This is a genomic window from Streptomyces sp. CNZ301, assembly GCF_004217425.1.
On record NZ_SHLG01000001.1, the window covers coordinates 2,739,531 to 2,765,146 of the forward strand.

Below are 25,616 nucleotides of genomic sequence, written 5' to 3' on the forward strand. Positions count from 1 at the left end.
TTAGCGGTCACTCCCCGCAGAAGCGTCAGCCAGCGCGCTAGCGCCACCGACGATCTCGCTGATTTCCTGGGTGATGTCGGCCTGGCGGGCCGCGTTGGCAAGCCGCGTCAGCGACTTGATGAGGTCTTCGGCGTTGTCCGTCGCCGACTTCATCGCACGGCGCGTGGCGGCGTGCTTGGAAGCGGCGGCCTGCAACAGAGCGTTGTAGACGCGGCTCTCGACGTACCGCGGCAGCAGCGCGTCGAGCACCTCCTCCGCCGACGGCTCGAAGTCGAAGAGCGGACGGACCTCCGGGCCTCGCTTGATGTTGTCCTGGATGACCTCCGCCGACTCCTCCGCGGTCGACTTCATGCTGAGCGGCAGCATCCGGTCGTCGACCGGGGTCTGCGTCATCATGGAGACGAACTCGGTGTAGACGATGTGGAGTTCGTCCACGCCGTTCTCCGCGCCCGTGTCCGCCGTGATCGCTTCGATCAGCGGCGCGGCCACGGCCTTGGCGTCCGCGTAGGTCGGGTTGTCGGTGAACCCGCTCCAGGATTCCTTGATCGCCCGCTCACGGAAGCGGTAGTACGTCACACCGCGGGTGCCCACGATGTAGTTGACGACTTCCTTGCCCTCGCCGATCAGCCGGTTCGTCAGCCGGTCGGCCGCCTTGATGGCGTTGGAGTTGTAGCCGCCCGCCAGACCGCGGTCGCTCACGATGAGCAGCACCGCAGCCCGGGTCGGACGCTCGACCTCCGTGGTGAGAGCGTGCTTCACGTTCGAGCCGGTGGCGACCGCGCGCACGGCGTTGGTCAGCTCCGTGGCGTACGGCTCGGAGGCCGCCACCCGGCGCTGCGCCTTGATGATGCGCGACGCGGCGATCATCTCCATCGCCCTGGTGATCTTCTTGGTCGCCGTGACGGACTTGATCCGCCGCTTGTAGACCCTGGTCTTGGCGCCCACGGCTCAGTCCTCGCCCAGCAGCTTGCCGTCCGAGGTCTCGAACTGCTTCTTGAAGGCGTCCACCGCGTCACCGAGGGCCTGGACCGTGTCGTCGGACATCTTGCCGCCCTCGACGATGCTGGTCAGCAGCCCCTTGTGCTCGCGGTGCATGTACTCCAGCAGCTCACGCTCGAAGCGGCGGATGTCCTCGACGGGCACGTCGTCCATCTTGCCCTTGGTGCCGGACCAGATGGAGACGACCTGGTCCTCCGTGGAGAACGGGTTGTACTGCGGCTGCTTGAGCAGCTCGGTCATCCGCTTGCCGCGCTCCAGGGCGCCCTTCGAGGCGTCGTCCAGGTCGGACCCGAAGGCGGCGAACGCCTCCAGCTCGCGGTACTGGGCGAGGTCCACGCGGAGCGAACCGGTGATCTGCCGGATCGCCTTGTGCTGCGCGGAACCACCGACACGGGAGACCGAGATACCGACGTTCAGCGCGGGCCGCTGGCCGGCGTTGAAGAGGTCGGACTCCAGGAAGCACTGGCCGTCGGTGATGGAGATGACGTTGGTCGGAATGAACGCCGAGACGTCGTTCGCCTTCGTCTCGACGATCGGCAGACCCGTCATCGAGCCCGCACCCATGTCGTCGGAGAGCTTGGCGCAGCGCTCCAGCAGACGGGAGTGCAGGTAGAAGACGTCGCCCGGGTAGGCCTCGCGGCCCGGCGGGCGGCGCAGCAGCAGGGAAACGGCGCGGTAGGCGTCGGCCTGCTTGGTCAGGTCGTCGAAGATGACCAGGACGTGCTTGCCCTGGTACATCCAGTGCTGGCCGATGGCGCTGCCGGTGTACGGGGCGATGTACTTGAAGCCGGCCGGGTCGGAGGCCGGGGCCGCCACGATCGTCGTGTACTCGAGCGCACCGGCCTCCTCCAGGGCGCCGCGCACGGACGCGATGGTGGAGCCCTTCTGGCCGATGGCGACGTAGATACAGCGGACCTGCTTCTCCGGGTCGCCCGAGCGCCAGTTGTCGCGCTGGTTGATGATCGTGTCGACGCACAGCGCGGTCTTGCCCGTCTGGCGGTCGCCGATGACCAGCTGACGCTGGCCACGGCCGATGGGGGTCATGGTGTCGACGGCCTTGTAGCCCGTCTCCATCGGCTCGTGGACCGACTTGCGCTGCATGACCGAGGGGGCCTGGAGCTCGAGGGCGCGGCGGCCCTCGGACTCGATCTCACCGAGGCCGTCGACCGGGGCACCCAGCGGGTCCACGACGCGGCCGAGGTAGCCGTCGCCGACCGGAGCCGACAGGACCTCGCCGGTGCGTCGCACCTGCTGGCCCTCCTCGATGCCGCTGAACTCACCGAGGACCACCGCGCCGACCTCGCGCTCCTCGAGGTTGAGGGCCAGGCCGAGGGTGCCGTCCTCGAACTTCAGCAGCTCGTTCGCCATGGCCGAGGGCAGCCCCTCGACCTTCGCGATGCCGTCACCGGCAACGCTGACCGTCCCGACCTCTTCGCGCGAGGCCGCGTCCGGCTCGTACGACTGGACGAAATTCTCCAGCGCGTCCCGGATCTCATCCGGCCGGATCGTGAGCTCCGCCATCTGGGTTCCCTGCTCTCCTTGTTGGGACCGTATCGATCTTCTACGGCCCAACTCGGGCCGCTAAGTGATGCTGTTGAGTTGGTGTCTGCGGCTGCGCGCCGGCCACCTGTGCCGGACTGCCTTGCCGCCCCGTGCTGTGCGCCGGCCGTCAGCCGGCCATACGGCGCTCCGCCTCGCTGAGGCGGTCCGCGATGGAGCCGTTGATGACCTCGTCTCCGATGCGCACCGTGATGCCGCCGAGGACCTCCGGGTCCACGTCGAGGTTCAGGTGCATCCGGCGTCCGTAGAGCCGCGCGAGCACCGATCCGAGACGTTCCTTCTGCTGGTCGCTGAGCGGCACCGCCGAGGTGACGATCGCCACCGAGCGGTCCCGGCGCTCCGCGGCCAGCTTGGAGAGGGCCTCGAGGCCCGCTTCAAGGCTACGTCCACGGGGCTGGCTCACAAGACGCGTCACCAGGCGCTCCGTGGCGGGCCGCACCTTGCCGCCGAGCAGCGTGTGCACCAGCCGCGCCTTCGCCTCGGGGTCGGCGCTGGGGTTGGCCAGCGCCGCCCGCAGGTCGGGCGCGGAGGCGACGGTGCGGGAGAAGCGGAACAGCTCGTCCTCGGTCTCCTCCAGCGAACCGGCCCGCTCGGCCGCGACGAGGTCGGCGGAGTCCGCCAGCTCCTCGGTCGCGTCGACCAGGTCGCGGGGCGCGGACCAGCGGGAGCGCACCATGCCGGAGACCAGGTCGACGGTCGAGCCGCCGACCCGGTCGCCGAGCACGGTCCTGACCAGCTCGGCCTTCTGCTCCCCGCCGCGCGACGGGTCCGCGAGGACCCGTCGCAGCCTGACCTCGCGGTCGAGCAGCCCAGTCACGGCGGCCAGCTCGTCGGCGAGCTGCGTGGCGTCGACCGACGTGTTGTCGGTCAGCGCCGTCAGGCTCTCGCGCGCGGCGGCCTGTGCGTCACGGCTCGCGCCGTTCATCGGGCGGCCTCGGCCTTCTCCTCGAGGTCGTCGAGGAAGCGGTCGATCGTCCGGCTCTGGCGGGCGTGCTCCTCGAGGGACTCCCCGACGAGCTTGCCGGCCAGGTCCGTGGCGAGCTTGCCCACGTCCTGACGCAGTGCCAGCGCGGCCTGCTTGCGGTCGGCCTCGATCTGGGCGTGGCCGGCCGCGATGATCTCCTCGCGCTGGCGCTGGCCCTCCGCACGCATCTCCGCGATGAGGGTGGCGCCCTGCTCCTGCGCTTCGGAGCGCAGCCGGGCGGCCTCGTGCCGGGCCTCGGCGAGCTGGTCCTTGTACTGCTTGAGGACCTCGGCAGCTTCTTGCTGGGCCGTCTCGGCCTGCTCGATACCGCCCTCGATGGCCTCGCGACGCTCTTCCAGAACCTTGTTGATGTTCGGGAGGAGCTTCTTCCAGAGGAAGAAGAAGACGATGGCGAATGCGACCAGGCCGATGACGAGCTCTGGGAGCGGCGGGACGAGAGGGTTCTGCTTCTCGGCCGCCATGTTTACCAGGGCGATCACATCAGTGCCTTTCGACGAGTGATTCGGTCAGTGAGCGACGATCACGGACCGTAGACGAACGGCATGACGATGCCGATCAGGGCCAGCGCCTCACAGAAGGCGAAACCGAGGATCTGGTTCTGACGGATCAGACCAGCGGCTTCGGGCTGACGGGCGAGCGCCTGGGTGCCGTTTCCGAAGACGATGCCGACGCCGATGCCCGGGCCGATGGCGGCGAGGCCGTAACCGACGGAGCCGAGGGAGCCGCTGACAGCAGCGAGGTTCTGGAGAGCGGACATGCCGTTTCTTCCTTCTGTTTCACGGACCGGTGGGGGTTGGCCACCGGACAACCAAGTGGTCGTGTACGAGCAGGGGTTCTCAGTGACTCTCGGCGAGCGCACCCTGGATGTAGCTGCACGCCAGGAGGACGAAGACGTACGCCTGGACGGCCTGGATGAACAGCTCGAAGGCCGTCATCGCGATGGTCATCAAGAACGAGACGCCCGCGTAGGCGATCCCGATGCCGTTGAGCATGTACCAGGTGGCGATCGTGAACATCACGATCAGCAGGTGGCCGGCGAACATGTTGGCGAAGAGCCGGACCGCGTGCGTGAAGGGACGCACGAGCAGGTTCGAGAAGAACTCGATGGTCATGCTCATCGGGAGCACCGGGCCGAGAGACTTGTCGTAGCCGGTGAAGTTCTTGAACGCGCCGACCACGCCGTGCCGCTTGAAGGTCAGCGAGACCCACAGGATGTAGACGATCAGAGCCAGACCCATGGGGTAGGAGATGATCGACGTCACCGGGAACTGGGCGAGGGGGATGACCGACCAGAGGTTCATCACCCAGACGAAGAAGAACAGGGCGACCATGAGGGGGACGTACTTCTCGCCCTCCTTCTTGCCGATGGTCTCGTAGACGATGCCGCGGCGGATGAAGTCGTATCCGGCCTCGCCGATCATCTGGAGCTTGCCCGGCACGATCTTCGGCTTGCTGAACGCGGCCCAGAAGAACCAGAGGATCGCGATGGTGCCCAACACCGCCAGCAGCATGGTCTTGTTGATGTCGACGCCGCCGACTGTGGCGATCGGTTTGAACACGAAGGAGTGCAGGCCCGGCGAGACTTCATTGAAGCCACATCCACCGAAGAGGTGGCAATCGGTCTCGAAGGCGAGCATCTGGTCAGCACTCACCGCGAGCTCCTTCTGCATGGCGCATGGATACGGCTACCTCGATGTGTCGGCGCGGCGCACGGCCACGGAGCGGCACTGGACTGTTCTGACGAATATGGGGGCGGCGACCGGTCACCGGGCGGGACCGCCCATTCCGTTCCCGGGAACGGGAGGACTCGGCCGCCTGCGCCTGCTGCACCGCAGCTGGGACGGGACGATAGCAGTTGCCGAAGCGGTTGCTTATCCCGGCCCTACACCCACCGCGGATCACGAATTCACGCCGGTCGGCGCGGTCTTCGTGTCACCACCGGACGGTTCGGGCTCCGCATAAAGGATCTTGGCCTTCATGTGCGCCCGCGCCTGCGCGGCGACCCACACCAGGGAGGTGGCCAGCAGCGAGAAGCCGAACGCCTTGGTGTCGAAGAGCGTCGTGTCCTTGAACGCCATCAACACCACACCGAGGAGGAGGATCTGCGTCGTGTAGAGCAGCAGACCCATCGCCTGGAAGAGGTGCGGCAGTGACTTCGCGATGTGCTGGAGCACGCCGAGGCCGATCCCCATGAAAAGGATCACCACGGCGGCACCGGCCACCGCACCGATCACGCCCTTGCCACCCGCGAGCACGCTGCTCACGACCGCGGCCACGGCACCTGCGAGGGCGGTCGGGACGGCGCACTGCAGGAGCATGCGGGCGTCGTTCGACTGCATGGGAGTTGCTCCGGAAGATCGGGGGCGTCTGTCGTCGGGGACGACCGTCTCCCCGGCGAGGAGGTGCGGATACCGCGCCAAGGACCGTCGCATTGCGGTCCTTCGGCCCCATCACCGGGTTTCGTGAACGCTATCACAAACTATTTGATGAGGTCTTTACCTACTTGGTGTGCTCGCCGTCACACGCGGACCCCGAACTCCGGGCGCTCCGCTGACCGTTGCGGCCGATCGCGGTGGCCCCGTTGAGCCCCGCGAATGCGGGCTGAGGTGCGTCTTCGGCCTTTTCGGTTTTCTCCTTCTCCGCCACCTCGGCCGAATTTCCGCTACCCGCGGTGAATTTGACATTCCTCTCGATATCACCCAAAGCCGGTGAATCGGGCGAAGCGTTCGATCCGTCATCGATCTCGTCCGCGCTCTCCGCCTCACGCCGGTAGCGCGGCGGCACGAACGCGTACGCCCACCGCGGCACTTGCGGCGTGAAGCGCGGCAGCAGCAGCACCACGAGGCCCACAGCGCTCAGCAGGACGATCGCGAGCACGATCCCGAGGCTGGCGGACTGCACCGAGAACGCGACCGCCCCGAAGGCGATCAGCGCCGACCAGAAGTACATGATCAGGACCGCGCGGCTGTGCGAGTGCCCGATCTCCAGCAGCCGGTGGTGCAGATGCCCCTTGTCCGCCGCGAACGGCGATTCCCCGCGCCAGGTCCGGCGGACGATCGCCAGCACAAGGTCGGCGACGGGGATCGCGATGATCGTCAACGGCAGCAGCAGCGGCATGTACAGCGGCACCATCGTGTGCACCGCGGACCGTTCGGAGCCGGTGTGCTGGACCATGAGGTCCGGGTCGACCTGGCCGGTGATCGAGACCGCGCCCGCGGCCAGCACGAGACCGATCAGCATCGATCCCGAATCGCCCATGAAGATGCGCGCCGGGTGCATGTTGTGCGGCAGGAAGCCCAGGCACATGCCCATCAGGAGGACGGCGAAGAGCGTGGCCGGCGCCGCCGCCTCGACGCCGTAGCCGTACCAGATCCGGTAGGCGTACATGAAGAACGCCGCGGCGGCGATGGTGACCATGCCCGAGGCCAGACCGTCCAGGCCGTCCACGAAGTTCACGGCGTTGATGGTGATCACGACGAGCGCGACCGTCAGCAGCGTGCCCTGGAGCTGGGTCAGCGCGACATTTCCCACACCCGGAACCGGCAGCCACAGGATCGTGAGCCCCTGAAGGACCATGACGCCCGCGGCGATCATCTGGCCGCCCAGCTTGACCAGCGCGTCGACGCCCCACTTGTCGTCCAGGACGCCCAGCAGCCAGATCAGGCCGGCGCCGGAGAGCAGCGCGCGCGGCTCGTCGGAAAGGATGAACAGCTCGCCGATGTTGGTGAGTTGGGAGGCGACCAGGAGCCCCGCGCACAGGCCGCCGAACATCGCGATGCCGCCGAGACGGGGCGTCGGCTCGCGGTGCACGTCGCGCGCCCTGATCTGCGGCATCGCCTTCGCCGCGATGGCGAACTTCCGCACCGGCCCGGTCAGCAGATAGGTGACCGCTGCCGCGACACAGAGCGTCAGCAGATATTCACGCACGGGTTCCCCAGGGGTTTCGCTGTTCCTTGGCCCCACACCATAGGACACCTGCGCGGGACCGGCGGTTCCACGTATGCGGACAACAGGGCCCCTACCGGGCGGGAACGCCCGTCAGAGCTGTGACGACCGGGTCCAGGGCCTTGCTGATCTCGTCGCCCACCGAGCGGAAGTACGGGATGGGGGCACCGTAGGGATCATGGATCTCGTCCGCCTCCGGGCTGGGCGCCAGCAGCCAGCCACGCAGGGCCGCCGCGGCCTGCACCAGGGCGTAGGCACGCTCGACGACGCCCTCGGCGGAGCGGGGGTCGGGCAGCGTCGCCGCGTCTATGGCCCGTACGAGCCGCGTGAACTCCTTCAGCGTGAACGTACGCAGCCCGGCCGAATGCCCCATCGAGACCACCTGTGCGCGGTGATCGCGGGTCGCGGTGAGCACGAGGTCCGCGCGGATCACGTGCTCGTCCAGCAGCTCGCGGCCGCGGAATCCCTCGGGGTCCGCACCGTGCTCCAGCAGCACCTCGGCCGCGTGATCCTCCATCGGTGCGCCCTCGTGCCCCCACGTGCCGGCGCTCTCCACGAGGATGCCCCCGCTCCGGCCGTCCCCGAGCCGCTCCTCGATGGCATGCCGGGTCAGCCGCTCGGTCAGGGGCGAGCGGCAGACGTTGCCGGTGGAGACGTGGAGGATGCGGAAGGCACCGGCGCGCCCCGTGCCGGAGGCCGGGCCCGCGCCCCATGCGGAGCCTGCGCCGCTTATGCCGCCGGGTTCCGCGGTGCCACGCCCGTGCGGGGTGTTCACTGCAGGCATCTCCCGGCCCGCCCGTCCGCGGGACGCTTCCTCCGGACTCTGCTCCCGGGCCGGCCGGGAGCGCCGGCCGTGCAGGAGGCGGCCGGGGAGGCGGGCCCCGGAGGGTGAGGCGCACCGGAGGGGACGGGACCCGCTGCGGCCCTCCTCCCGCTCATGGGGCCACCTCCAGGTCGGGTACGACCTTGCGCAGCTCCTCGGCGCTCACCGCGCCCGTGCGCAGCAGCACCGGCGTCCTGCCGGTGACGTCGACGATCGAGGACGGCACGGAGTCGGGTGTCGGACCGCCGTCGAGGTAGACGGCCACGGAGTCGCCGAGCATCTCCTGCGCCGCGTCGCAGTCCTGCGGCGCGGGGTGACCCGTGAGGTTCGCCGAGGAGACGGCCATCGGCCCGAACTCCTTGAGCAGGTCGATGGCGACGGGGTGCAGGGGCATCCGTACGGCCACGGTGCCGCGGGCGTCGCCCAGGTCCCACGTGAGCGACGGCTGGTGCCTGGCGACGAGCGTGAGCGCGCCCGGCCAGAAGGCGTCGACCAGCTCCCAGGCGGCCTCGGAGAAGTCGGTGACGAGCCCGTGCAGCGTGTTCGGGGACCCGACGAGCACCGGCGAAGGCATGTTCCTGCCACGCCCCTTGGCCTCCAGCAGGTCACCGACGGCGTCGGGGCTGAAGGCGTCGGCGCCGATGCCGTACACCGTGTCCGTGGGGAGCACGACGAGTTCACCGCGGCGCACCGCCGAGGCGGCCTCGCGCAGGCCGGTCTTGCGGTCGGTGACGTCGGAGCAGTCATAACGCCGTGCCATCACGGCACCTCCCTGCGGGCTGTGGCGAATCGGGGCCTGTTGTTGAGGTCGGGGTGGTCCGCCGCGTCGGCCCAGCCGCGGTCCTCGGTGAAGATCCACGGGACTTGACCGCCCTGGGTGTCGGCATGCTCGACGACGACGAGGCCGCCGGGGCGCAGCAGCCGGTGTGCCGTGCGCTCCAGACCGCGGATCGTGCTCAGCCCGTCCTCCCCGGAGAACAACGCCAGTTGCGGGTCGTGGTCGCGGGCTTCGGGTGCCACATACTCCCATTCGGTGAGCGGGATGTAGGGCGGGTTGGAGACCACCAGGTCGACCTGGCCGTCGAGTTCGGGGAGCGCCGTCAGCGCGTCGCCGTGGTGCAGCGTGACGCGGCTTCCCTCCACGTTCTTCGCGGCCCAGCCGTAGGCGCCCTCGTCCAGTTCGACGGCGTGCACCCGGGAGCGCGGCACTTCCTGTGCGAGCGCGAGCGCGATGGCTCCGGAGCCGGTGCACAGGTCGACGATGAGCGGCTCGGCCACGTCCATCGCCCGTACCGCCTCTATCGCCCAGCCGGCAACGGACTCGGTCTCGGGGCGGGGCACGAACACCCCCGGCCCGACCTGAAGTTCGAGGTACCGGAAGAACGCACGGCCGGTGATGTGCTGCAGCGGCTCGCGGGCCTCGCGGCGTGAGACGGCCTCCCAGTAGCGCGCGTCGAAGTCGGAATCCGGGACGAGGTGGAGTTCGCCGCGCTTGACGCCGTGCACGTACGCGGCCAGCTCCTCGGCGTCGAACCGCGGCGAGGGCACCCCGGCGTCGGCGAGCCGCTGGGTCGCCTGTGCCACCTCGGCGATCAGCAGACCGCGTGGGTTCGGGGGCCGCCCCCCGGACGAATGAAGCATCTTCTCTTCCGTACCAACCGTCCGTACGCGCGCTTAATGGGCCGCGGCCAGCTTGGCCGCGGAGTCGGCGTCGACGCACGCCTGGATCACCGCGTCAAGGTCGCCGTCGAGAACCTGGTCGAGGTTGTAGGCCTTGAAGCCGACCCGGTGGTCGGAGATCCGGTTCTCCGGGAAGTTGTACGTCCGTACCCGCTCCGACCTGTCCACCGTACGCACCTGGCTGCGGCGGGCGTCCGATGCCTCCTGGTCGGCCTCCTCCTGTGCGGCGGCCAGCAGCCGGGCGCGCAGGATGCGCAGTGCCTGCTCCTTGTTCTGCAGCTGGCTCTTCTCGTTCTGGCAGGAGACGACGATGCCGGTCGGCTCGTGGGTGATGCGCACCGCGGAGTCGGTGGTGTTGACGGACTGCCCGCCGGGCCCGGAGGAGCGGTAGACGTCGATCCGCAGATCGTTCGCGTTGATCTCGACGTCGACGTCCTCCGCTTCGGGCAGCACGAGGACGCCGGCGGCCGAGGTGTGGATGCGGCCCTGCGACTCGGTCGCGGGCACGCGCTGCACGCGGTGCACCCCGCCCTCGTACTTCAGCCGCGCCCACACGCCCTGGCCGGGCTCCGTCGCACCACCGCCGCCCTTGGTCTTGACGGCGACCTGCACGTCCTTGTAGCCGCCGAGGTCCGACTCGGTGGACTGGATCAGCTCGGTCTTCCAGCCGACGCGTTCCGCGTAGCGCAGATACATCCGCAGAAGGTCGCCGGCGAAGAGCGCGGACTCGTCACCGCCCTCCCCCGCCTTGATCTCGAGGATGACGTCCTTGTCGTCGCTGGGGTCGCGCGGCACGAGCAGCAGCCGCAGCTTCTCCGTCAACTCCTCGTGGCGGGCCTCGAGTTCTTTCCCCTCGGCAGCGAAGTCCGGGTCTTCCGCGGCGAGTTCGCGTGCGGTGGTGATGTCCTCCCCGGTCTGCTTCCAGGAGCGGTACGTGGCGATCACCGGCGAGAGTTCCGCGTACCGCTTGTTGAGCTTGCGGGCGCGCGCCTGGTCGGCGTGGATCGCGGGATCGGCGAGCTGCTTCTCCAACTCGGAGTACTCGCCGATGAGTTCCTCGACCGCCTCGAACATCGTTTGTCCCTTTACGTGAAGAAGGAAGTGCCAGGCAGCGCGAAAGAGCGCCGGCCCCTCACGCCCGCGGGGCGTGCCGAGGAGACCGGCGCTCGGGTGGTGCTACTTCTTTGCGGAACCGGAGCTCTTGCCGAAGCGGGCCTCGAACCGGGCCACGCGGCCACCGGTGTCGAGGATCTTCTGCTTGCCGGTGTAGAACGGGTGGCACGCGGAGCAGATGTCGGCACGGACGATGCCGCCGCTCACGGTGCTGCGAGTCGTGAAGGAGTTGCCGCAGGTGCAGCTCACCTGGGTCTCTACGTACTCGGGGTGAATGTCGCGCTTCAAGGTGTCTCCTATTTCCTGGAGGGCACCGGGTCGGAGGACGGGCTTGTCCACCGTGAACCGGGGCCGACGGTCCAGTCTGCCATCACTGGCCGTACCTCCCAAAACCGGGGGCGGGCGCCGGATATTCCCGTGCGCGGCCCGCGGGAGGGCCTCAGCCGACCACGCGTGCGGCGTCGCCGGACTCGCTCGCCGAGCCCTTCCGCGCGGACTCCGGTACGGCGGCGTCCCGCTTGATCGCGGACCACATCTTGGCTGCCTTCGACTCGAGCGGCACCACGCGGTTGGGGTCCTCGGGGTCGTACGTCACCGGCAGCGTCGACATCTGGATGTCGTCGGACTTGATCCCCTTGAGCATGCGGGACAGCCCGGCCAGGTCACCGACCGAGTCCAGTCCGGAATCGGTGGTGACGGCGGAGGTGGCACTGTCGGCCAGGCCGTACAGCTTCTTCGGGCTGCTGAACACGCCGACGCTGTCGACCTGGTCCCTGAGCGCCTTCAGGAACGCCTGCTGGAGCTGGATGCGGCCCAGGTCGCTGCCGTCGCCGACCCCGTGGCGCGTGCGGACGAGGCCGAGGGACTGCTCCCCGCCGAGCTTGTGGGTGCCGGGCTCCAGGTCGAGGTGGCTGTCGGGGTCGCTGATCGGCTTCTTGGTGGTGACCTCGACGCCGCCGAGGTTGTTGATCAGCTTCTTGAAACCGGAGAAGTCGACCTCCACGTAGTGGTCCATGCGTACGCCGGACATCGACTCCACGGTCTTGACCGCGCACGCCGGGCCGCCGACCTCGTACGCGGAGTTGAACATCGCTCTCTGCGGGGGTGCGGTCCCGCTGCCGTCGCCCTTCACACAGCCCGGGCGCTCGACGATGGTGTCGCGCGGTATCGAGACGACGCTCGCCTTGTCGTGCTTCTTGTTGATGTGCACGACCATCGCGGTGTCGGAGCGGGCACCCGACTGCCCACCGCCGTACTCGGCGTTGGCACCGGAACGGGTGTCGGAGCCCAGGACGAGGATGTCCATCGAGCCGTTCGGGACGTCACCCGGCCGGTGTTCGCCGAGCTTGGCGTCGATGTCCACGCCGGAGATGTTGCCGTTGAGCTTGAAGTAGGCGAAGCCGATGCCGGTGCCGCCGAGGACGACAGCCGCCGCCGCGGTCCAGGCGGCCGCCTTCAGGACCTTCCGACGTCGTGTGTGCGGCTTGCGACGCCGCCCGCCGGCACTCATCGGACCCCCGGAGCGGCCAGTGTTCGGAGCAGGCCCGCCGGTGCTCTCGTCCGCCATCGTCGCTTACCTCAGTCCTGCCGTGCGGCTTTCCCGTCCGTCTCAGTACGGGCACGGCATGCGCACCCGTTTGTGACACCTCCGGCAGGGTTGCACACGGCGTGACAACCGCGCCCCGCCTGTGGACAGCGCCTCGGCATGCGCCGGGCCGGCCGGGAAAAGGAAGCTTCGCGCCACCGACCTGGACGGATGCGTCTCCGGGCGTTCCGCGGAGACACCCGGGGCCCGGACGGCAGCTGTGGCCAAGCTCTCAGCCTCCGTCACACAGAGCGAGGACCGCCCCACCACAAGTTGCGGAGCGGTCCTCGCTGCCGGGCCGGCGCGGCCCGTACGTACTCCCGGTCAGTCGCCGCCGTTGCCGGGGGTGGGGGTGGTCTTCTGGATCTGGAGCAGGAACTCGGTGTTGGACTTGGTCTGCTTCATCTTGTCCAGGAGGAGTTCGATGGCCTGCTGCTGGTCCAGGGCGTGCAGTACCCGGCGCAGCTTCCAGATGATCTGGAGCTCGTCGCCCGCCATGAGGATCTCCTCCTTGCGGGTGCCGGAGGCGTCCACGTCCACGGCGGGGAAGATCCGCTTCTCCGAGAGCTTCCGGTCCAGCTTCAGCTCCATGTTGCCGGTGCCCTTGAACTCCTCGAAGATCACCTCGTCCATGCGCGAACCGGTCTCCACCAAAGCGGCGGCCAGGATCGTCAGCGACCCGCCGTCCTCGATGTTGCGCGCCGCACCGAAGAACTTCTTCGGCGGATACAGCGCCGTGGAATCCACACCACCGGACAGGATCCGGCCCGAGGCGGGAGCGGAGAGGTTGTAGGCCCGGCCCAGACGCGTGATGTTGTCCAGCAGCACCACCACATCGTGACCCAGCTCCACCAGCCGCTTGGCCCGCTCGATCGCCAGCTCCGCGATCGTGGTGTGATCCTCCGCGGGACGGTCGAAGGTCGAGGAGATCACCTCACCCTTCACCGACCGCTGCATGTCGGTGACCTCTTCCGGCCGCTCATCGACCAGCACCACCATCAGATGGCACTCCGGATTGTTCACCGTGATCGAATTCGCGATCGACTGCAGCACCATCGTCTTGCCCGCCTTCGGCGGCGCCACGATCAAACCGCGCTGCCCCTTGCCGATCGGCGAGACCAGATCGATGATCCGCGAGGTGAGCTGATTCGGCTCCGTCTCCAGCCGCAGCCGCTCCTGCGGATACAACGGCGTCAGCTTGTTGAACTCCGCCCGCGACCTGCCACCCTCCGGCGACGCACCGTTGACCGAATCCAGCCGCACCAGAGCGTTGAACTTCTCCCGCCGCTCCCCCTCACGCGGCTGCCGCACCGCACCCGTGACGTGATCCCCCTTGCGCAGCCCGTTCTTACGGACCTGCGCCAGCGACACATACACATCATTCGGACCCGGCAGATACCCCGACGTCCGCACGAACGCATAGTTGTCGAGAATGTCCAGAATCCCGGCCACCGGAATCAGCACATCATCCTCGGCGACCTGCGGCTCGGCATCCTCACGCCCACCACGACGCCCACGACGATCCCGATAACGACCCCGACGACCACGACGGCCGCCGTCGAAGTCGTCGTCGTCACGGCGACCGCCGCCACCCGGGCCCTGGCCCTGGTTCTGGCCCTGGTTCTGGCCGGCGCCCTGGTTCTGGTTCTGGCCGCCGCCGTCACCGCCCTTGCCGCGGCCACGCTGACGGTCGCGCTTGGAGGGCCGGTCCTGCTGCTGACGGCCACCGCCGTCGCCGCGGCCGTCGTTGCGGTCGCCGCGGCCGCCGCCGTCGCCCTTGCTCTGCTGGCCACCGTCGCCGCGGCCGTCCGACTTCCCCTCGGCGGTGTCCGCGGAGGCCTCCGCCTTGCTGCCGCCCTCGCGGCGGCCCCGGCGGTCACCCGCGGGCGTCTCCTCGTTCGCGGGCTGCCCGGGAATGTCGATCTGGCCGGAGTCCTGCTGGCCCTCCGCGCCGCTCTCTCCCGTGCGCGCACGGGAGGTGGTACGGCGCTTGGGCCTGGCGGCGGACTGGTCCTCGCCCTCCCCGGCGTCCTCGTCCCTGCCGCGGGCGGCCGGCGCGTCGGCGCCGGAACCTCCGCCCGCCTGCCGCTCCTTGATGGTTTCGATCAGCTGGCTCTTGCGCATGCGCCCGGTGCCCTTGATGCCGAGACCGGAGGCGACTTGCTGAAGCTCCGCGAGCACCATGCCCTCGAGTCCGGTGCCGGAGCGGCGACGCTTCGGCGCGGCACCAGTAGCAGGCGCGGCAGAAGCGTCCGTGGCAGGCGCGTCGCCCTTCTCCGCAGGGGCCCTCCCGGAGGAGGTGCCACCCGAGCCTTCGGACTCAGGGGGAGCGGCGTTCACGCCCATCAGATCGGTGGTGTCGCTCACAAAGGGTCCTTCCCTGGAGCGGACGTCGGCCTGTCAGGCTCGGCGACCGGTCGTGCTGTCCGGCGAGGTTCCTGTGCGCGCGGACCTGGCCGAAACGGTGGTTCCCGCCTGAATGTGTGGCGGGGAGATCAATTCATGGTTCGACGTACAAGGTGAATGTGCGTCCTGCACGTCGACTCCGGAGCGTGCTCGGGACTGCACCGCAAAGCGAAGCAGCGTGGGAGGCTCCTGGAGGAAGAGGCGATCCTGGGCCTGTGCCCTGGGGGATCGCTCAAGCACTGCATTCTACGGACCAGCACAGAGTTTCACGTGTGGATCACGAGACTGCGAGCACTGACTTGAGGTTAACACTACCGGGCCCAACAAACATTCCCCCTCTCCTGGATCGTCGGCCGCTCCAAGGCCTTCCTCCTGCTCCGCCGGGCGTACACCGTCACTGAGATGCGCCGCGGTCGCCGCCGTCCGCCTTCAGCGGCAGGACGCTTGCTCCCGCGGAGTCGAGGCTCAGCCTGTTCGCCGTCCACTGCTCGCCCGCGAGCTGTGCCACCTTGTCGGCGGCTCCGTGGCCCTCGGGCAGTGCGAGCACCGTGGGGCCCGCACCCGAGACAACAGCTGGGACGCCGTCCGCCCGCAGCCGGTTCATCAGTTCCACGCTCTCCGTCATCGCCGGTGCGCGGTACTCCTGGTGCAGCCGGTCCTCCGTCGCCGGCAGCAGCAGATCGGGACGCCTGGTCAGCGCCTCCACGAGCAGGGCGGCACGCCCGGTGTTGAACGCCGCGTCCACGTGCGGGACATGACGGGGCAACAGCCCTCGCGCCGTCTCCGTCAGCACCGGATTCGCCGGTACGAAGACCACCGGCACGACGGACTCCGCGGGCTCCATCCGGATCGCGCGCGCGGCGCCGGCGTCCATCCAGGCAAGCGTGAAGCCGCCCAGCAGACAGGCCGCGACGTTGTCCGGGTGGCCCTCGATCTCGGTGGCCAGCTCCAGCATCGCCGCGTCGTGAAGCTTGGCCTCACCGCCCGTGGTGACCGCGCGTGCGGCGACGATGCCGGCGCAGATGGCCGCGGAGGACGAGCCGAGGCCCCGCCCGTGCGGGATGCGGTTGGCGCAGACGACCTCCAGGCCTCGCGGCTGGCCGCCGAGCAGGTCGAACGCGGTGCGCAGGGAGCGTACGAGCAGATGGTCCTCGTCGCGCGGCAGCGTCTCCGCGCCCTCCCCCGCGATGTCGACGTGCAGCCCGGAGTCGGCGACACGGACGACGACGTCGTCGTAGAGGCCCAGCGCGAGGCCCAGGGCGTCGTAGCCGGGGCCGAGGTTGGCGCTGGTGGCGGGAACGCGCACGCGGACAGCTGCGGCGCGGAACGCGGGACCGGCCATCTCCCGATGACTCTCCTTGGATTGTTGACGCGATTTCCCATGGACCGCGGCGGTGACGCCGGAATGGTCACGGACCCTGTGCCTCCAGGGCCCGGCGGACCGTGCGGGGCCTCCCTGACGGGACGCGGGAAGGCCCCCGGAGTACGTAGGGGGGAGGGATGAACGCAAGCTTATCGAAGGAAGGTTCAGTGGCGACACAGGGCGCACAGGAGGCGCACGATGCGTGTCGCAAGCTGTTGCGCGCTCCCTCGCCGCTGGTCTCCGCACCGGAAACCGCTTCCGCTCCCGCTCTCCGTCCCGTCCTGCTTCCGTTCCGCCCCCGCCCCGCTTCGGCGAGCTCACGCACCGGCGACGCCGGTGTCACCGGATGACTTCCCGTCACCGGCACGGGTGAACCGTCAGGCCAGGCCCAGGCGTTCCGCCGCCGCGTCCGCGTCGATCGGCACCGTCACCGGCCGGGGTGCGCCCGCAACCGCCCAGTCGGGGTCCTTGAGGCCGTTGCCGGTGACCGTGCACACCACGCGCTGCCCCGGTTCCAGCTTGCCCTGCTCGGCGGCCTGGAGCAGCCCGGCGACGGACGCGGAGGAGGCCGGCTCGACGAAGACGCCCTCGCGCGAGGACAACAGCTTGTAGGCGCGCAGGATCTGACGGTCGGTCACGGAATCGATGAAGCCGCCCGACTCGTCCCGTGCCCGCTCCGCGAACTCCCAGGACGCCGGGTTGCCGATCCGGATCGCGGTGGCGATCGTGCTCGGGTCCTTCACCGGCTCGCCGCGCACGATGGGAGCGGCGCCGGATGCCTGGAAGCCCCACATGCGCGGTGCGCGCGTCGCGGGACCGTCCGCGAGGTATTCGCTGTAACCCCGCCAGTACGCAGTGATGTTGCCCGCGTTGCCCACGGGCAGGACGTGGACGTCGGGGGCGTCGCCGAGCATGTCGACGATCTCGAACGCGGCGGTCTTCTGACCCTCGATGCGGTCGGGATTGACCGAATTGACGAGCGCCACGGGGTACTTCTCCGACAAGCCGCGGGCGAGAGTGAGACAGTCGTCGAAATTCCCGTCCACCTGAAGGATCTTGGCGCCGTGCACCAGCGCCTGGCCCATCTTGCCCAGAGCGATCTTCCCCTGCGGGACGAGGACGGCGCAGACCATCCCCGCACGCACGGCATACGCGGCCGCCGAGGCCGAAGTGTTCCCCGTGGAGGCGCAGATGACGGCCTGCGCGCCCTCCTCCTTGGCCCGCGTGATCGCCATCGTCATGCCGCGGTCCTTGAAGGAACCGGTCGGGTTGGCGCCCTCGACCTTCAAGTGGACGTCGCAGCCCGTGAGTTCGGAGAGGAGTTGCGCCGGCACGAGCGGCGTGCCGCCCTCGCGGAGGGTGACGGGAGCTGTCTCCGGACCGACGGGCAGCCGGTCGCGGTACTCCTCGATGATGCCGCGCCACTGTCGGGAGGTGGCGGGTGCTGCGGTTTCCATGGTGGTCACTGTCCTCGATTCCCCTGTGCACGGGTCCCGTTCATTCGCCCTCGACCCGCATGATGCTGGCGACGCCGCGCACGGTGTCGAGGCCGCGCAGGGCCTCGACGGTCGAGCTCAGCGCCGCGTCGGGCGCGCTGTGGGTGACGACGACGAGCCAGGCGTCGCCGTCCTTGCCCTGCTGGCGCACGGTGTCGATCGAGACGCCGTGCTCCGCGAACGTGGTGGCGACCTGGGCGAGGACGCCGGGCTTGTCGGCCACGTCGAGGCTGATGTGATAGCGCGTGACGACCTCGCCCATCGGTGAGACCGGCAGCTGCGCGTAGGCCGATTCGCCGGGCCCCTTCGCCCCGTTGAGCTTGTTGCGACAGGCGGCCACCAGGTCGCCCAGCACGGCGGAGGCCGTGGGCGCGCCGCCCGCGCCGGGCCCGTAGAACATCAGCTGACCCGCCGCCTCCGACTCGACGAAGACGGCGTTGTACGCCTCACGCACGTTGGCCAGCGGATGGCTCAGCGGGATCATCGCCGGATGCACGCGCGCCGTGACGGACCGGCCGTCGGCGGCCCGTTCGCAGATGGCCAGCAGCTTGACCGTGCAGCCCATGCGTTTCGCGGAGGCGATGTCGGCGGCGGAGATCTCGGTGAGGCCCTCGCGGTGTACGTCGTCCAGGCGGACCCGGGTGTGGAAGGCGATGCCGGCGAGGATGGCGGCCTTGGCGGCCGCGTCGAAGCCCTCGACGTCGGCGGTCGGGTCGGCCTCGGCGTAGCCCAGCGCGGTCGCCTCGTCCAGGGCCTCCCCGTATCCGGCGCCGGAGGAGTCCATCCGGTCGAGGATGAAGTTCGTCGTGCCGTTGACGATGCCGAGCACGCGGTTGACCTTGTCGCCGGCCAGTGACTCCCGAAGGGGCCTGACCAGCGGGATCGCGGCCGCCACCGCCGCCTCGTAGTAGAGGTCGTTGCCGTGTTTCTCCGCCGCCTCGTGGAGCGTGGGGCCGTCCTCGGCGAGCAGCGCCTTGTTGGCGGTCACGACGCTCGCACCGTGCTCGAACGCGGACGTGATGAGCTTGCGCGCGGGCTCGATCCCGCCGATGACCTCGATGACGACGTCGATGTCCTCGCGGCGGGCCAGCGCCGCCGCGTCGGTGGTCACCAGCGCGGGGTCGACACCCTCACGTACGCGGTCGGGGCGGCGGACCGCGACACCGGCGAGCTCCACCGGGGCGCCGATACGGGCGGCGAGGTCGTCCGCGTGCGCCGTCATGATGCGTGCCACCTCTGAGCCGACGACTCCACAGCCCAGCAGCGCCACCTTCAGCGGACGCGTACGCATCATCCGACCTCGCCTCTCGTCATTTCCGGTGCTGCCAGTCTCACGCACAGGTACGGAGATTCCACGCTCGTTCCAACATGTGGGACGAATGTCTCGCTAGCCGACATCGAGACGCAGGAGATCCTCCTCCGTCTCCCGCCGGACGATCACCCGTGCCGCCCCGTCCCGCACGGCGACGACCGGGGGACGCAACGCGTGGTTGTAGTTGCTCGCCATGGACCTGCAGTACGCGCCCGTCGCAGGGACGGCCAGCAGATCGCCCGGCGCGAGATCGGCCGGCAAGAACGCGTCCCGTACGACGATGTCGCCGCTCTCGCAGTGCTTGCCGACGACCCTGGAGAGCATCGGCGAGGCCTCCGAGGAGCGCGAGACGAGCGAGACGGTGTACTCCGCGTCGTACAGCGCCGTGCGGACGTTGTCCGACATGCCGCCGTCCACGCTCACGTACGTACGAAGACCCGGGAGTTCCTTGACCGTTCCCGTCTCGTAGACGGTGCAGGCAGAGGGCCCGATGACAGCCCGTCCCGGCTCGACGGACAGGCGCGGCACCGAAAGCCCCGCGCCGCGGCACTCGCGCTCGACGATCTTGCGGAGCGAGACGGCGATCTCGTGCGGCTCGCTGGGGTCGTCCTCGGGCGTGTACGCGATGCCGAGGCCACCGCCGAGATCGATCTCGGGCAGCTCCACGCCGTGCTCGTCGCGGATGTCGGTGAGCAGGCCGACGACGCGGTGCGCGGCCACCTCGAATCCCGACGTGTCGAAGATCTGCGAGCCGATGTGGGAGTGGATGCCGACGAGCTCCAGGCTGTCCAGCTTCAGCACGCGTCGCACGGCCTCGGCGGCCGGACCTCCCGGGGCCTCCGGGTGGCCGCGGTCCCCGGACGAGCGAGACGCCGTGTCCCCGGCGAGGGCGAGCCCGAACTTCTGGTCCTCGTGCGCCGTCGCGATGAACTCGTGGGTGTGCGCCTCGACACCGACCGTGACGCGGATCTGGACGGGCTGACGCCGTCCCAGCCTGTCGGCGATGTGCGCGACGCGGGCGATCTCCTGGAAGGAGTCCAGCACGATCCGCCCGACACCGGCCTCGACTGCCTGCTCGATCTCGGCGCTCGACTTGTTGTTGCCGTGCAGGGCGATGCGCTCGGGCGGCATCCCGGCAGTCAGGGCGATGGAGAGTTCGCCGCCGGAGCACACGTCGAGGTTGAGGCCCTCCTCCGTCAGCCAGCGCACGACGGCGCGGGAGAGGAAGGCCTTGCCCGCGTAGAAGACGTCGGCGTCCTCGCCGAAGGCGTCCCGCCAGGCGCGGCAGCGGGCCCGGAAGTCGGCCTCGTCGAGCACGTAGAGCGGAGTGCCGAACTCCTCGGCCAGGTCCTTCACATCGAGACCGCCGACGGACACGGAACCGGTGGAGGTACGGGTCGCGGTCTGCGGCCAGACACGGGGATCGAGCACGTTGAGGTCGGCCGGGGGCGCGACGTAGTGCCCTCCCTCCGGCAGCACATCAGCGTGCCGGGGGCCTGCGGGGTGCGCGGAGCGGCTCATTCGGGTGCCTCGCTCTCACCGGTGCGGCAGATGTCCGTGCTCGCGGTGACGGCCGCGCCGGCGCTCGCGCGCACGGCCGTGCTCACGTTCTGGTTCGTGTTCACGCTGATCGGAAGTCCTTTGCGGTGTTCGAAGTCTGGGGTGTCCGGAGGGCGTGGTACGTGGTTCGCAGGACTCGCTCCGGGATCACAGATGCGCGGGTGCGCTCACGCCGAGCTGGGTCAGGCCGCCTGCGAGCACCGTCCCGGTGGCTTCGACGAGAGCCAGCCGGGCGCGGTGGACGGCCCCGGGTTTCTCGTCGCCGCGGGGCAGCGGCGGGTACTGGTCGTGGAAGTCGAAGAAAGCCTCGCCCACGGCGACCAGATGGCGGGCGTGCCGCGCGGGGACGGACTGCTCACTGACGCGCCGGTGGTCCGCGAGCAGCGCCAGCAGCGCGTCGCCGCCGGGTCCGTACGCGGGGCCGGCCTCCGTCGCTGCCTCCGGATCGGCACGGAAGCCCAGTTCACAGGCGTTGCGCGAGAGCGCACGGGCCCGCGCGTGTGCGTACTGCACGCGGAAGAGATCGCTCACCTGCGCCGTACGCACGGCCAGCACGGCGGGCGCGTCGCCGGTGACGGCGCTCCAGCGCGCGATATCGGCCGCGGGGCAGTCCTGGACGGAGGTGACGGGACCGGTGCCGTTGCGAGGCCGGCTGCGGGATTCGCTGCCGAGCTCCGGGCCGGCCACGGCGACGAACGGACGCGACAGCTCCGCCACGAGCCCTGCCCGTGCGGCTGCGCCGAGCGTGACGTTGAGGAACCCGCCTCCGGCGATCTCCACCGCGTGGATCCCGTCCTCCCGGAGCAACCGGGCCCGCAGCACGCGTGCCACGTCGTAGGGCGTCATGGCTGCCGGACCCGCGAGCCCGAAGGCGACGTTCACCGCGTAGTCCCCAGGCCCCCGGCGGGGCGGCGACTCCACCGTCACCCGCTGTGGCAGCCCGGTACTTCCCCGTACCGCGCCCAGTTCACCGTCGGCCGCGGCACGACGTACCGCGTGCAGCACGGTGCGGGAGAGCTGGGCGGGTGTCACAGGCCAAGCGTATGGGAGAGGGGGTGGGTCGGCGCGAACGGGATTCCCCTGACGGCAGGCGCGGTGCGGCGCCGGGGGGCGCGGGCGGTGCGGACCGTCACCGCTGGTGACAGCGCAGCACGCATGTACGCCTGCGCGTGGGACCGGGGGCAGGGGCCAGGGAGGTCATGCGCGGCGCGACATGCCTGACCCACCGCGCCGACTCGAGTCACGTCGCGTGCTTGCGTGCTTGGGGCGCGCTATGTCCCTGGGAGCCCTCACGTGTTCGGGTCGGCACATGCTCGGAGCCCTCACGTGCGGGGCGGGCTGCCGTTGTGCGGGACTGCTCAGCGGCGAGCCGGCCACCCGGCCGGCTCCTGCTCGTCCGGGTCGCCCCGCCGGGCTTCGCCGCCCTCCGGGCGTCGCGTCAACTGCCGTACCATCCGCACGAGTTCGGACGGCTCGAAGGGCTTCGCCAACAGGGCGTCCACCGGGGGCTCGCGGCCGTCCTCACCGTCGACCGGCGCGCAGCCGCTGACGATCGCGACCGGGATGTGGCGCGTACGGGGATCGGAACGCAGCCGCTCGGCGGTGCGCAGACCGTCGAGGCGGGGCATCGCCACGTCGAGCGTGACGAGATCCGGCCTCACACCGTGCACAACGTCCAGACACTCGACGCCGTCGGCAGCCGTCACCACCTCGAAGCCTTCCAGCTCGAGATTGACCCTGATCAACTGCCGGATGACCTTGTCATCGTCCACGACAAGGACCCGGCCGGACATACCTGGCACACGACAAAGCCTAGGCACACCGCTGCTCCGGCGTCCGGGTTTTGCCCTTTCCCACCCCTGCGGGGCCCGGCCCCGGCGCCCCACCCACGGCGGCTCCCGCCGGTCCCCGCGACCCCGAAACCGATTCCGGGGCACCATCACCAAGCTGGTACTGTTCTTCCTGTCGCCGCTCACAGCGCGACGAGCCCCCGTAGCTCAGGGGGACGAGCCCCCGTAGCTCAGGGGATAGAGCAACGGCCTCCGGAGCCGTGTGCGCAGGTTCGAATCCTGCCGGGGGTACCAACAGCATCTACACGAATGGGCGTGACCTGCTGAGCAGGCCGCTCTCGTGTAGATGGCATGGTCTTGTTGATCCTTTCCGCTGTCTGGGCGATGTCGGGCAGGTAGTCGGCGGGCAGCTTGATGGTGATGTTGGCTTCGCCGCTGCCTGCGTGGTGGCGGACGGTGAGTTGGGTGATCTCGAAGAGTCGCCGCAGCAGTGTCTCCGGTGCCGTGGCCAGGTGAAGGGTGAGCTGGGGCAGGGCGTCGAGGAGGTCGGCGGCCTCCCGGGTGGGCCGAGCGGGTTCGGCGGCCTCGGCAGCGTTCAGTTCAGCTACCAGGGCCAAGTTGGCTTTCCGCTGCCCTTCCAGATCGTCATAGGTGCGCTGGAGGCCCTGGGCGTAGGGGGTGCCCGGTTCGCAGTCCTGGGCCTGGCGGAGGATGTTGTCCTGTCTGCGGGCGAGATCAGCGAGAGCGCGGCGGTGGCGCTCTCGTTCGGCGTCTCGCTTCCGAGACTCCCGGTCATCCGTGCTGGCAAGATCGGCGGCAAGCTGCTCTCGCCGCCCAGGGCCGAAGACCCGATCGGTGAAGAAGGCCGAGACGGCTTCGAGGGTGGCGTCTTCGCGTAGGTACACGCTCTTGGGGTGCCCGGCGTACCGGTCGGTGCGGCCTCGGTTGTTACCGCGTGGCCAGCACGTGTAGTAAGTGAGGCCGTTGCGGTGGTTGCCAAACATCTTCCGCCCGCAGGAGCACAGAACCATCCCGCGCAGGACGTAGGTACGGCGGGTGGCAGGGTGCGCGTTGCGCGAACTGCCGTCGCGGGAGCCGCGTTTGGCCTGACGCCGGCTAGCCAGCTCATCGAACATCCACTTCGGGATCAGCGGCTCATGCGTGGGCTGCGGCGACCACACCCACAACTGCGGGGCGTTATAGGCACCGCCCTTGGACCGCATCGCGCGGCGGTTGAAGACCTGGTAGCCGGTGTACTTCGGGTTGCGAAGGATCTCGCACACCGACGACTTGCTCCACGCCCCACGCGCACGCGCCCGGCCACCAGGCGGCATCGGGGGTGGATACCGGTCTGGGGCGGTGTTGAGCCTGTCCACGATCGTGGCGTACCCGAGGTTCTCGTGGTAGCGCCACAGGGCGATCTGTGTGACCGTCTCGGCCCGTGCTCCGTCCGGTTCCAGCCGTGTCTTGGTGGCTCCCTTGTCGGCCTTGGCGGAGTTGGGATGTCGGTAACGCTTGGCCGCATATCCGTACGGGGGCTTCCCGATGTTCCAGCCCTCGCGCACATGGGTGCACAGCCCGCCCCAGGAGGTCTCCAGCGAGTTGAAGACCTCGTATTCGGCCACCGACTGGTTGATGCGGCGCTGGAGGATCTGCTGGGCGCGTCCGCCGCCGAGTGTGATCGGCTCGTTCCAGGCGAACAGCGGCACCCCTGCCCGCTCCAACTCCCGTTCCACGGAGAGGTTTTCAAACATCCGCCGGGCCACCCGCGAGGTGCTTTCGCAGATCACCACATCGAAGCGGCGGTTGGGGTGACTGGCTTCCGCGAGCAGGTCGGTGATGCCGCCGTCGCGGGCGATGGGGATGTCGAACCGTTCGTAGTTCGTGCCCCGGCCTCGATCACCGAGTTCCATGCGGCCGGATTCCACGTCGTAGAAGTGGCTCACGATCGCCCAAGGTTCAGGCAGCGCGGACTTGCTGCGCTCCAACTGCCGCATCAGCGACTGGCGGGGGTCTTGCTGGTCCTCGGTCGAGGTGCGCCCCACCCACGCCACCCGCACCTCCCCGTTCAGCAGGGCGGCAGGTGTGCCGAAGGGCGAGACCGCCAGATCAGACCACTCCGAGGAGACGGGCCCTGAACCGATCGGTGTTGTGGCCGACGCCGAAGGCCTAGGAGGAGCAACGCGGGCTGGTGCAGGGGGATTTCGCGTCGGTCCGGGTATGGGGCCAGCGTCGTTGTGGTTGGGAGTTGTCAAGCTGCCTCCCCATGCTCGTAGTGATCAGGAGGATTTACTGCCGTGTGCTGCGCGGTGGCTGCCCAGTCGAGTAGGTCGCGGCTGACAGCGGCCAGGGCATCGCGCAAGCGCTCGCCTTCGGCTCCGCCGATGTAGGTCACGTGCCCGGAATAGTGGGTGACACGGCCACCCTTACCCTCCGTATTGTACTCCCAATTCCCTTGGTCCGAACTGGTCTTGGATGCCTTTTCGTGTTCGCCTTCCGAGGCACTTGCTGGCAGCGAGGCTGACTCTTCGTGGTGCTCTAGCTGCGGCCTGTTGAGGGTGCGATCAGCAGGGTGCATGGGGTTCTCCCGTCCCACGAGCGCACGCGGTGATGCCCCCGGGATGCGCATCGATTCGGTGGACTCATGTCACTAAAGGAAGACCGCCTTTCGAGCTCATTTTGGACACGCACCCTGGAACTTTTTGAGCTTTAGGAACCTCGTAGTAGTTCGTTGAGGTAGTTACACTCGGCGTCGACCGCTGCAGCCCGGACCGAGCCCGCGCGGGTCACCATCGCCGGCACATCCAACACGCCAACACCTCAGGTATGCGCAAGTCCCCAGGACGGACGAGCGACGGTCCCGATGCCTCAGTGATCAGCTCAGATCGCGGGCGGGTCAGCCCGCCTGTCCCGCGCCAGCTCGGGCTCGGCGTGTCGCGCGGAGCTCGGTCTGCACCCTTGGAGGACTTGGGGTAGTGCTTCCTAGGAAGTCGGGGGAC

At 69.3% G+C, this 25,616-nt stretch carries 24 protein-coding genes, 1 tRNA gene and 1 pseudogene; 3 read left to right on the forward strand and 23 right to left on the reverse strand.

Translation table 11 applies throughout. From position 1 onward, the window contains the following. The 21 genes from EV375_RS11685 to EV375_RS11785 form a co-directional block, all read right to left on the reverse strand. Window positions 1-945 (reverse strand): F0F1 ATP synthase subunit gamma, encoded by a 945-nt coding sequence (locus EV375_RS11685; RefSeq protein WP_130299385.1) that lies wholly within the window; start codon window positions 943-945, stop codon window positions 1-3. A 3-nt stretch (window positions 946-948) separates the two neighbouring features. After that, window positions 949-2,520 (reverse strand): F0F1 ATP synthase subunit alpha, encoded by a 1,572-nt coding sequence (gene atpA / locus EV375_RS11690; protein WP_130299386.1) that lies wholly within the window; start codon window positions 2,518-2,520, stop codon window positions 949-951. A 148-nt stretch (window positions 2,521-2,668) separates the two neighbouring features. Beyond that, window positions 2,669-3,484 carry a F0F1 ATP synthase subunit delta gene (locus tag EV375_RS11695; RefSeq protein ID WP_130299387.1) on the reverse strand — a complete coding sequence of 272 codons (816 nt, stop codon included), beginning with the start codon at window positions 3,482-3,484 and terminating at the stop codon, window positions 2,669-2,671. Then, the gene (locus tag EV375_RS11700; RefSeq protein WP_130299388.1) at window positions 3,481-4,023 is read right to left on the reverse strand and encodes a F0F1 ATP synthase subunit B; all 543 of its coding nucleotides are present in this window, start codon (window positions 4,021-4,023) and stop codon (window positions 3,481-3,483) included. The genes EV375_RS11695 and EV375_RS11700 overlap by 4 nt, the downstream gene beginning before the upstream one ends. Before the next feature lie 41 nt (window positions 4,024-4,064). Then, entirely contained in the window at window positions 4,065-4,301 is a 237-nt protein-coding gene (gene atpE / locus EV375_RS11705; RefSeq protein ID WP_055488475.1) for an ATP synthase F0 subunit C, read from the reverse strand. 79 nt (window positions 4,302-4,380) lie between these two features. Then, window positions 4,381-5,214, reverse strand: a complete 834-nt coding sequence (gene atpB / locus EV375_RS11710; protein WP_130299389.1) for a F0F1 ATP synthase subunit A — start codon at window positions 5,212-5,214, stop codon at window positions 4,381-4,383. 228 nt (window positions 5,215-5,442) lie between these two features. Continuing rightward, window positions 5,443-5,883 carry a Cg1360 family ATP-synthase-associated protein gene (locus tag EV375_RS11715; protein ID WP_130299390.1) on the reverse strand — a complete coding sequence of 147 codons (441 nt, stop codon included), beginning with the start codon at window positions 5,881-5,883 and terminating at the stop codon, window positions 5,443-5,445. A 160-nt stretch (window positions 5,884-6,043) separates the two neighbouring features. After that, on the reverse strand, window positions 6,044-7,471 hold the full coding sequence (locus tag EV375_RS11720; RefSeq protein WP_130299391.1) for an MraY family glycosyltransferase: 1,428 nt from the start codon (window positions 7,469-7,471) through the stop codon (window positions 6,044-6,046). Window positions 7,472-7,562: 91 nt separating this feature from the next. Continuing rightward, window positions 7,563-8,264 (reverse strand): arsenate reductase/protein-tyrosine-phosphatase family protein, encoded by a 702-nt coding sequence (locus EV375_RS11725; protein ID WP_486588425.1) that lies wholly within the window; start codon window positions 8,262-8,264, stop codon window positions 7,563-7,565. A gap of 160 nt (window positions 8,265-8,424) precedes the next feature. Continuing rightward, complete coding sequence (locus tag EV375_RS11730) at window positions 8,425-9,072, reverse strand: L-threonylcarbamoyladenylate synthase (protein ID WP_130299393.1); 648 nt, start codon at window positions 9,070-9,072, stop codon at window positions 8,425-8,427. Further along, complete coding sequence (prmC, locus tag EV375_RS11735) at window positions 9,072-9,953, reverse strand: peptide chain release factor N(5)-glutamine methyltransferase (RefSeq protein WP_055488480.1); 882 nt, start codon at window positions 9,951-9,953, stop codon at window positions 9,072-9,074. Before prmC ends, EV375_RS11730 begins: the two co-directional genes overlap by 1 nt. A gap of 33 nt (window positions 9,954-9,986) precedes the next feature. Then, window positions 9,987-11,066, reverse strand: a complete 1,080-nt coding sequence (gene prfA / locus EV375_RS11740; protein WP_130299394.1) for a peptide chain release factor 1 — start codon at window positions 11,064-11,066, stop codon at window positions 9,987-9,989. Window positions 11,067-11,168: 102 nt separating this feature from the next. Next, window positions 11,169-11,393, reverse strand: coding sequence for a 50S ribosomal protein L31 (gene rpmE, locus EV375_RS11745; protein WP_055488482.1), 225 nt, complete (start codon window positions 11,391-11,393; stop codon window positions 11,169-11,171). A gap of 151 nt (window positions 11,394-11,544) precedes the next feature. Then, on the reverse strand, window positions 11,545-12,672 hold the full coding sequence (locus tag EV375_RS11750; RefSeq protein ID WP_130299395.1) for an LCP family protein: 1,128 nt from the start codon (window positions 12,670-12,672) through the stop codon (window positions 11,545-11,547). A 342-nt stretch (window positions 12,673-13,014) separates the two neighbouring features. Then, window positions 13,015-15,057, reverse strand: a complete 2,043-nt coding sequence (gene rho / locus EV375_RS11755; protein ID WP_486588426.1) for a transcription termination factor Rho — start codon at window positions 15,055-15,057, stop codon at window positions 13,015-13,017. A 433-nt stretch (window positions 15,058-15,490) separates the two neighbouring features. Continuing rightward, window positions 15,491-16,438, reverse strand: a complete 948-nt coding sequence (thrB, locus tag EV375_RS11760) for a homoserine kinase (protein WP_130299396.1) — start codon at window positions 16,436-16,438, stop codon at window positions 15,491-15,493. Window positions 16,439-16,836: 398 nt separating this feature from the next. Beyond that, window positions 16,837-17,916 (reverse strand): threonine synthase, encoded by a 1,080-nt coding sequence (thrC, locus tag EV375_RS11765; RefSeq protein ID WP_130299397.1) that lies wholly within the window; start codon window positions 17,914-17,916, stop codon window positions 16,837-16,839. A gap of 40 nt (window positions 17,917-17,956) precedes the next feature. Beyond that, window positions 17,957-19,246, reverse strand: a complete 1,290-nt coding sequence (locus EV375_RS11770; protein WP_130301780.1) for a homoserine dehydrogenase — start codon at window positions 19,244-19,246, stop codon at window positions 17,957-17,959. Window positions 19,247-19,342: 96 nt separating this feature from the next. Then, a complete protein-coding gene (lysA, locus tag EV375_RS11775; RefSeq protein WP_130299398.1) occupies window positions 19,343-20,788 on the reverse strand; it encodes a diaminopimelate decarboxylase in 1,446 nt (481 codons plus the stop codon). Between the two features lie 186 nt (window positions 20,789-20,974). After that, entirely contained in the window at window positions 20,975-21,859 is an 885-nt protein-coding gene (locus EV375_RS11780) for a DALR anticodon-binding domain-containing protein (RefSeq protein WP_130299399.1), read from the reverse strand. 326 nt (window positions 21,860-22,185) lie between these two features. Continuing rightward, window positions 22,186-22,620, reverse strand: a complete 435-nt coding sequence (locus EV375_RS11785; protein WP_486588725.1) for a response regulator — start codon at window positions 22,618-22,620, stop codon at window positions 22,186-22,188. Between the two features lie 216 nt (window positions 22,621-22,836). Here EV375_RS11785 and EV375_RS11790 point away from each other — a divergent pair. Together EV375_RS11790 and EV375_RS29365 are read left to right on the forward strand one after the other, a co-directional pair. After that, window positions 22,837-22,911: transfer RNA gene (locus EV375_RS11790), tRNA-Arg, on the forward strand. A gap of 218 nt (window positions 22,912-23,129) precedes the next feature. Beyond that, a complete protein-coding gene (locus EV375_RS29365) occupies window positions 23,130-23,516 on the forward strand; it encodes a hypothetical protein (protein WP_207228073.1) in 387 nt (128 codons plus the stop codon). A gap of 24 nt (window positions 23,517-23,540) precedes the next feature. Here EV375_RS29365 and EV375_RS29370 read toward each other — a convergent pair. Then, a pseudogene (locus EV375_RS29370) lies at window positions 23,541-24,242 on the reverse strand (recombinase family protein); the annotation flags it as partial. On the opposite strand from EV375_RS29370, the gene EV375_RS29690 reads away from it, so the two are divergent. Continuing rightward, the gene (locus EV375_RS29690) at window positions 24,133-24,432 is read left to right on the forward strand and encodes a hypothetical protein (RefSeq protein WP_486588427.1); all 300 of its coding nucleotides are present in this window, start codon (window positions 24,133-24,135) and stop codon (window positions 24,430-24,432) included. The pseudogene EV375_RS29370 and the gene EV375_RS29690 overlap by 110 nt on opposite strands. 436 nt (window positions 24,433-24,868) lie before the next feature. Here EV375_RS29690 and EV375_RS11800 read toward each other — a convergent pair whose 3' ends face one another. Beyond that, complete coding sequence (locus EV375_RS11800; RefSeq protein WP_130299401.1) at window positions 24,869-25,195, reverse strand: hypothetical protein; 327 nt, start codon at window positions 25,193-25,195, stop codon at window positions 24,869-24,871. Between the last annotated feature and the right edge of the window lie 421 nt (window positions 25,196-25,616).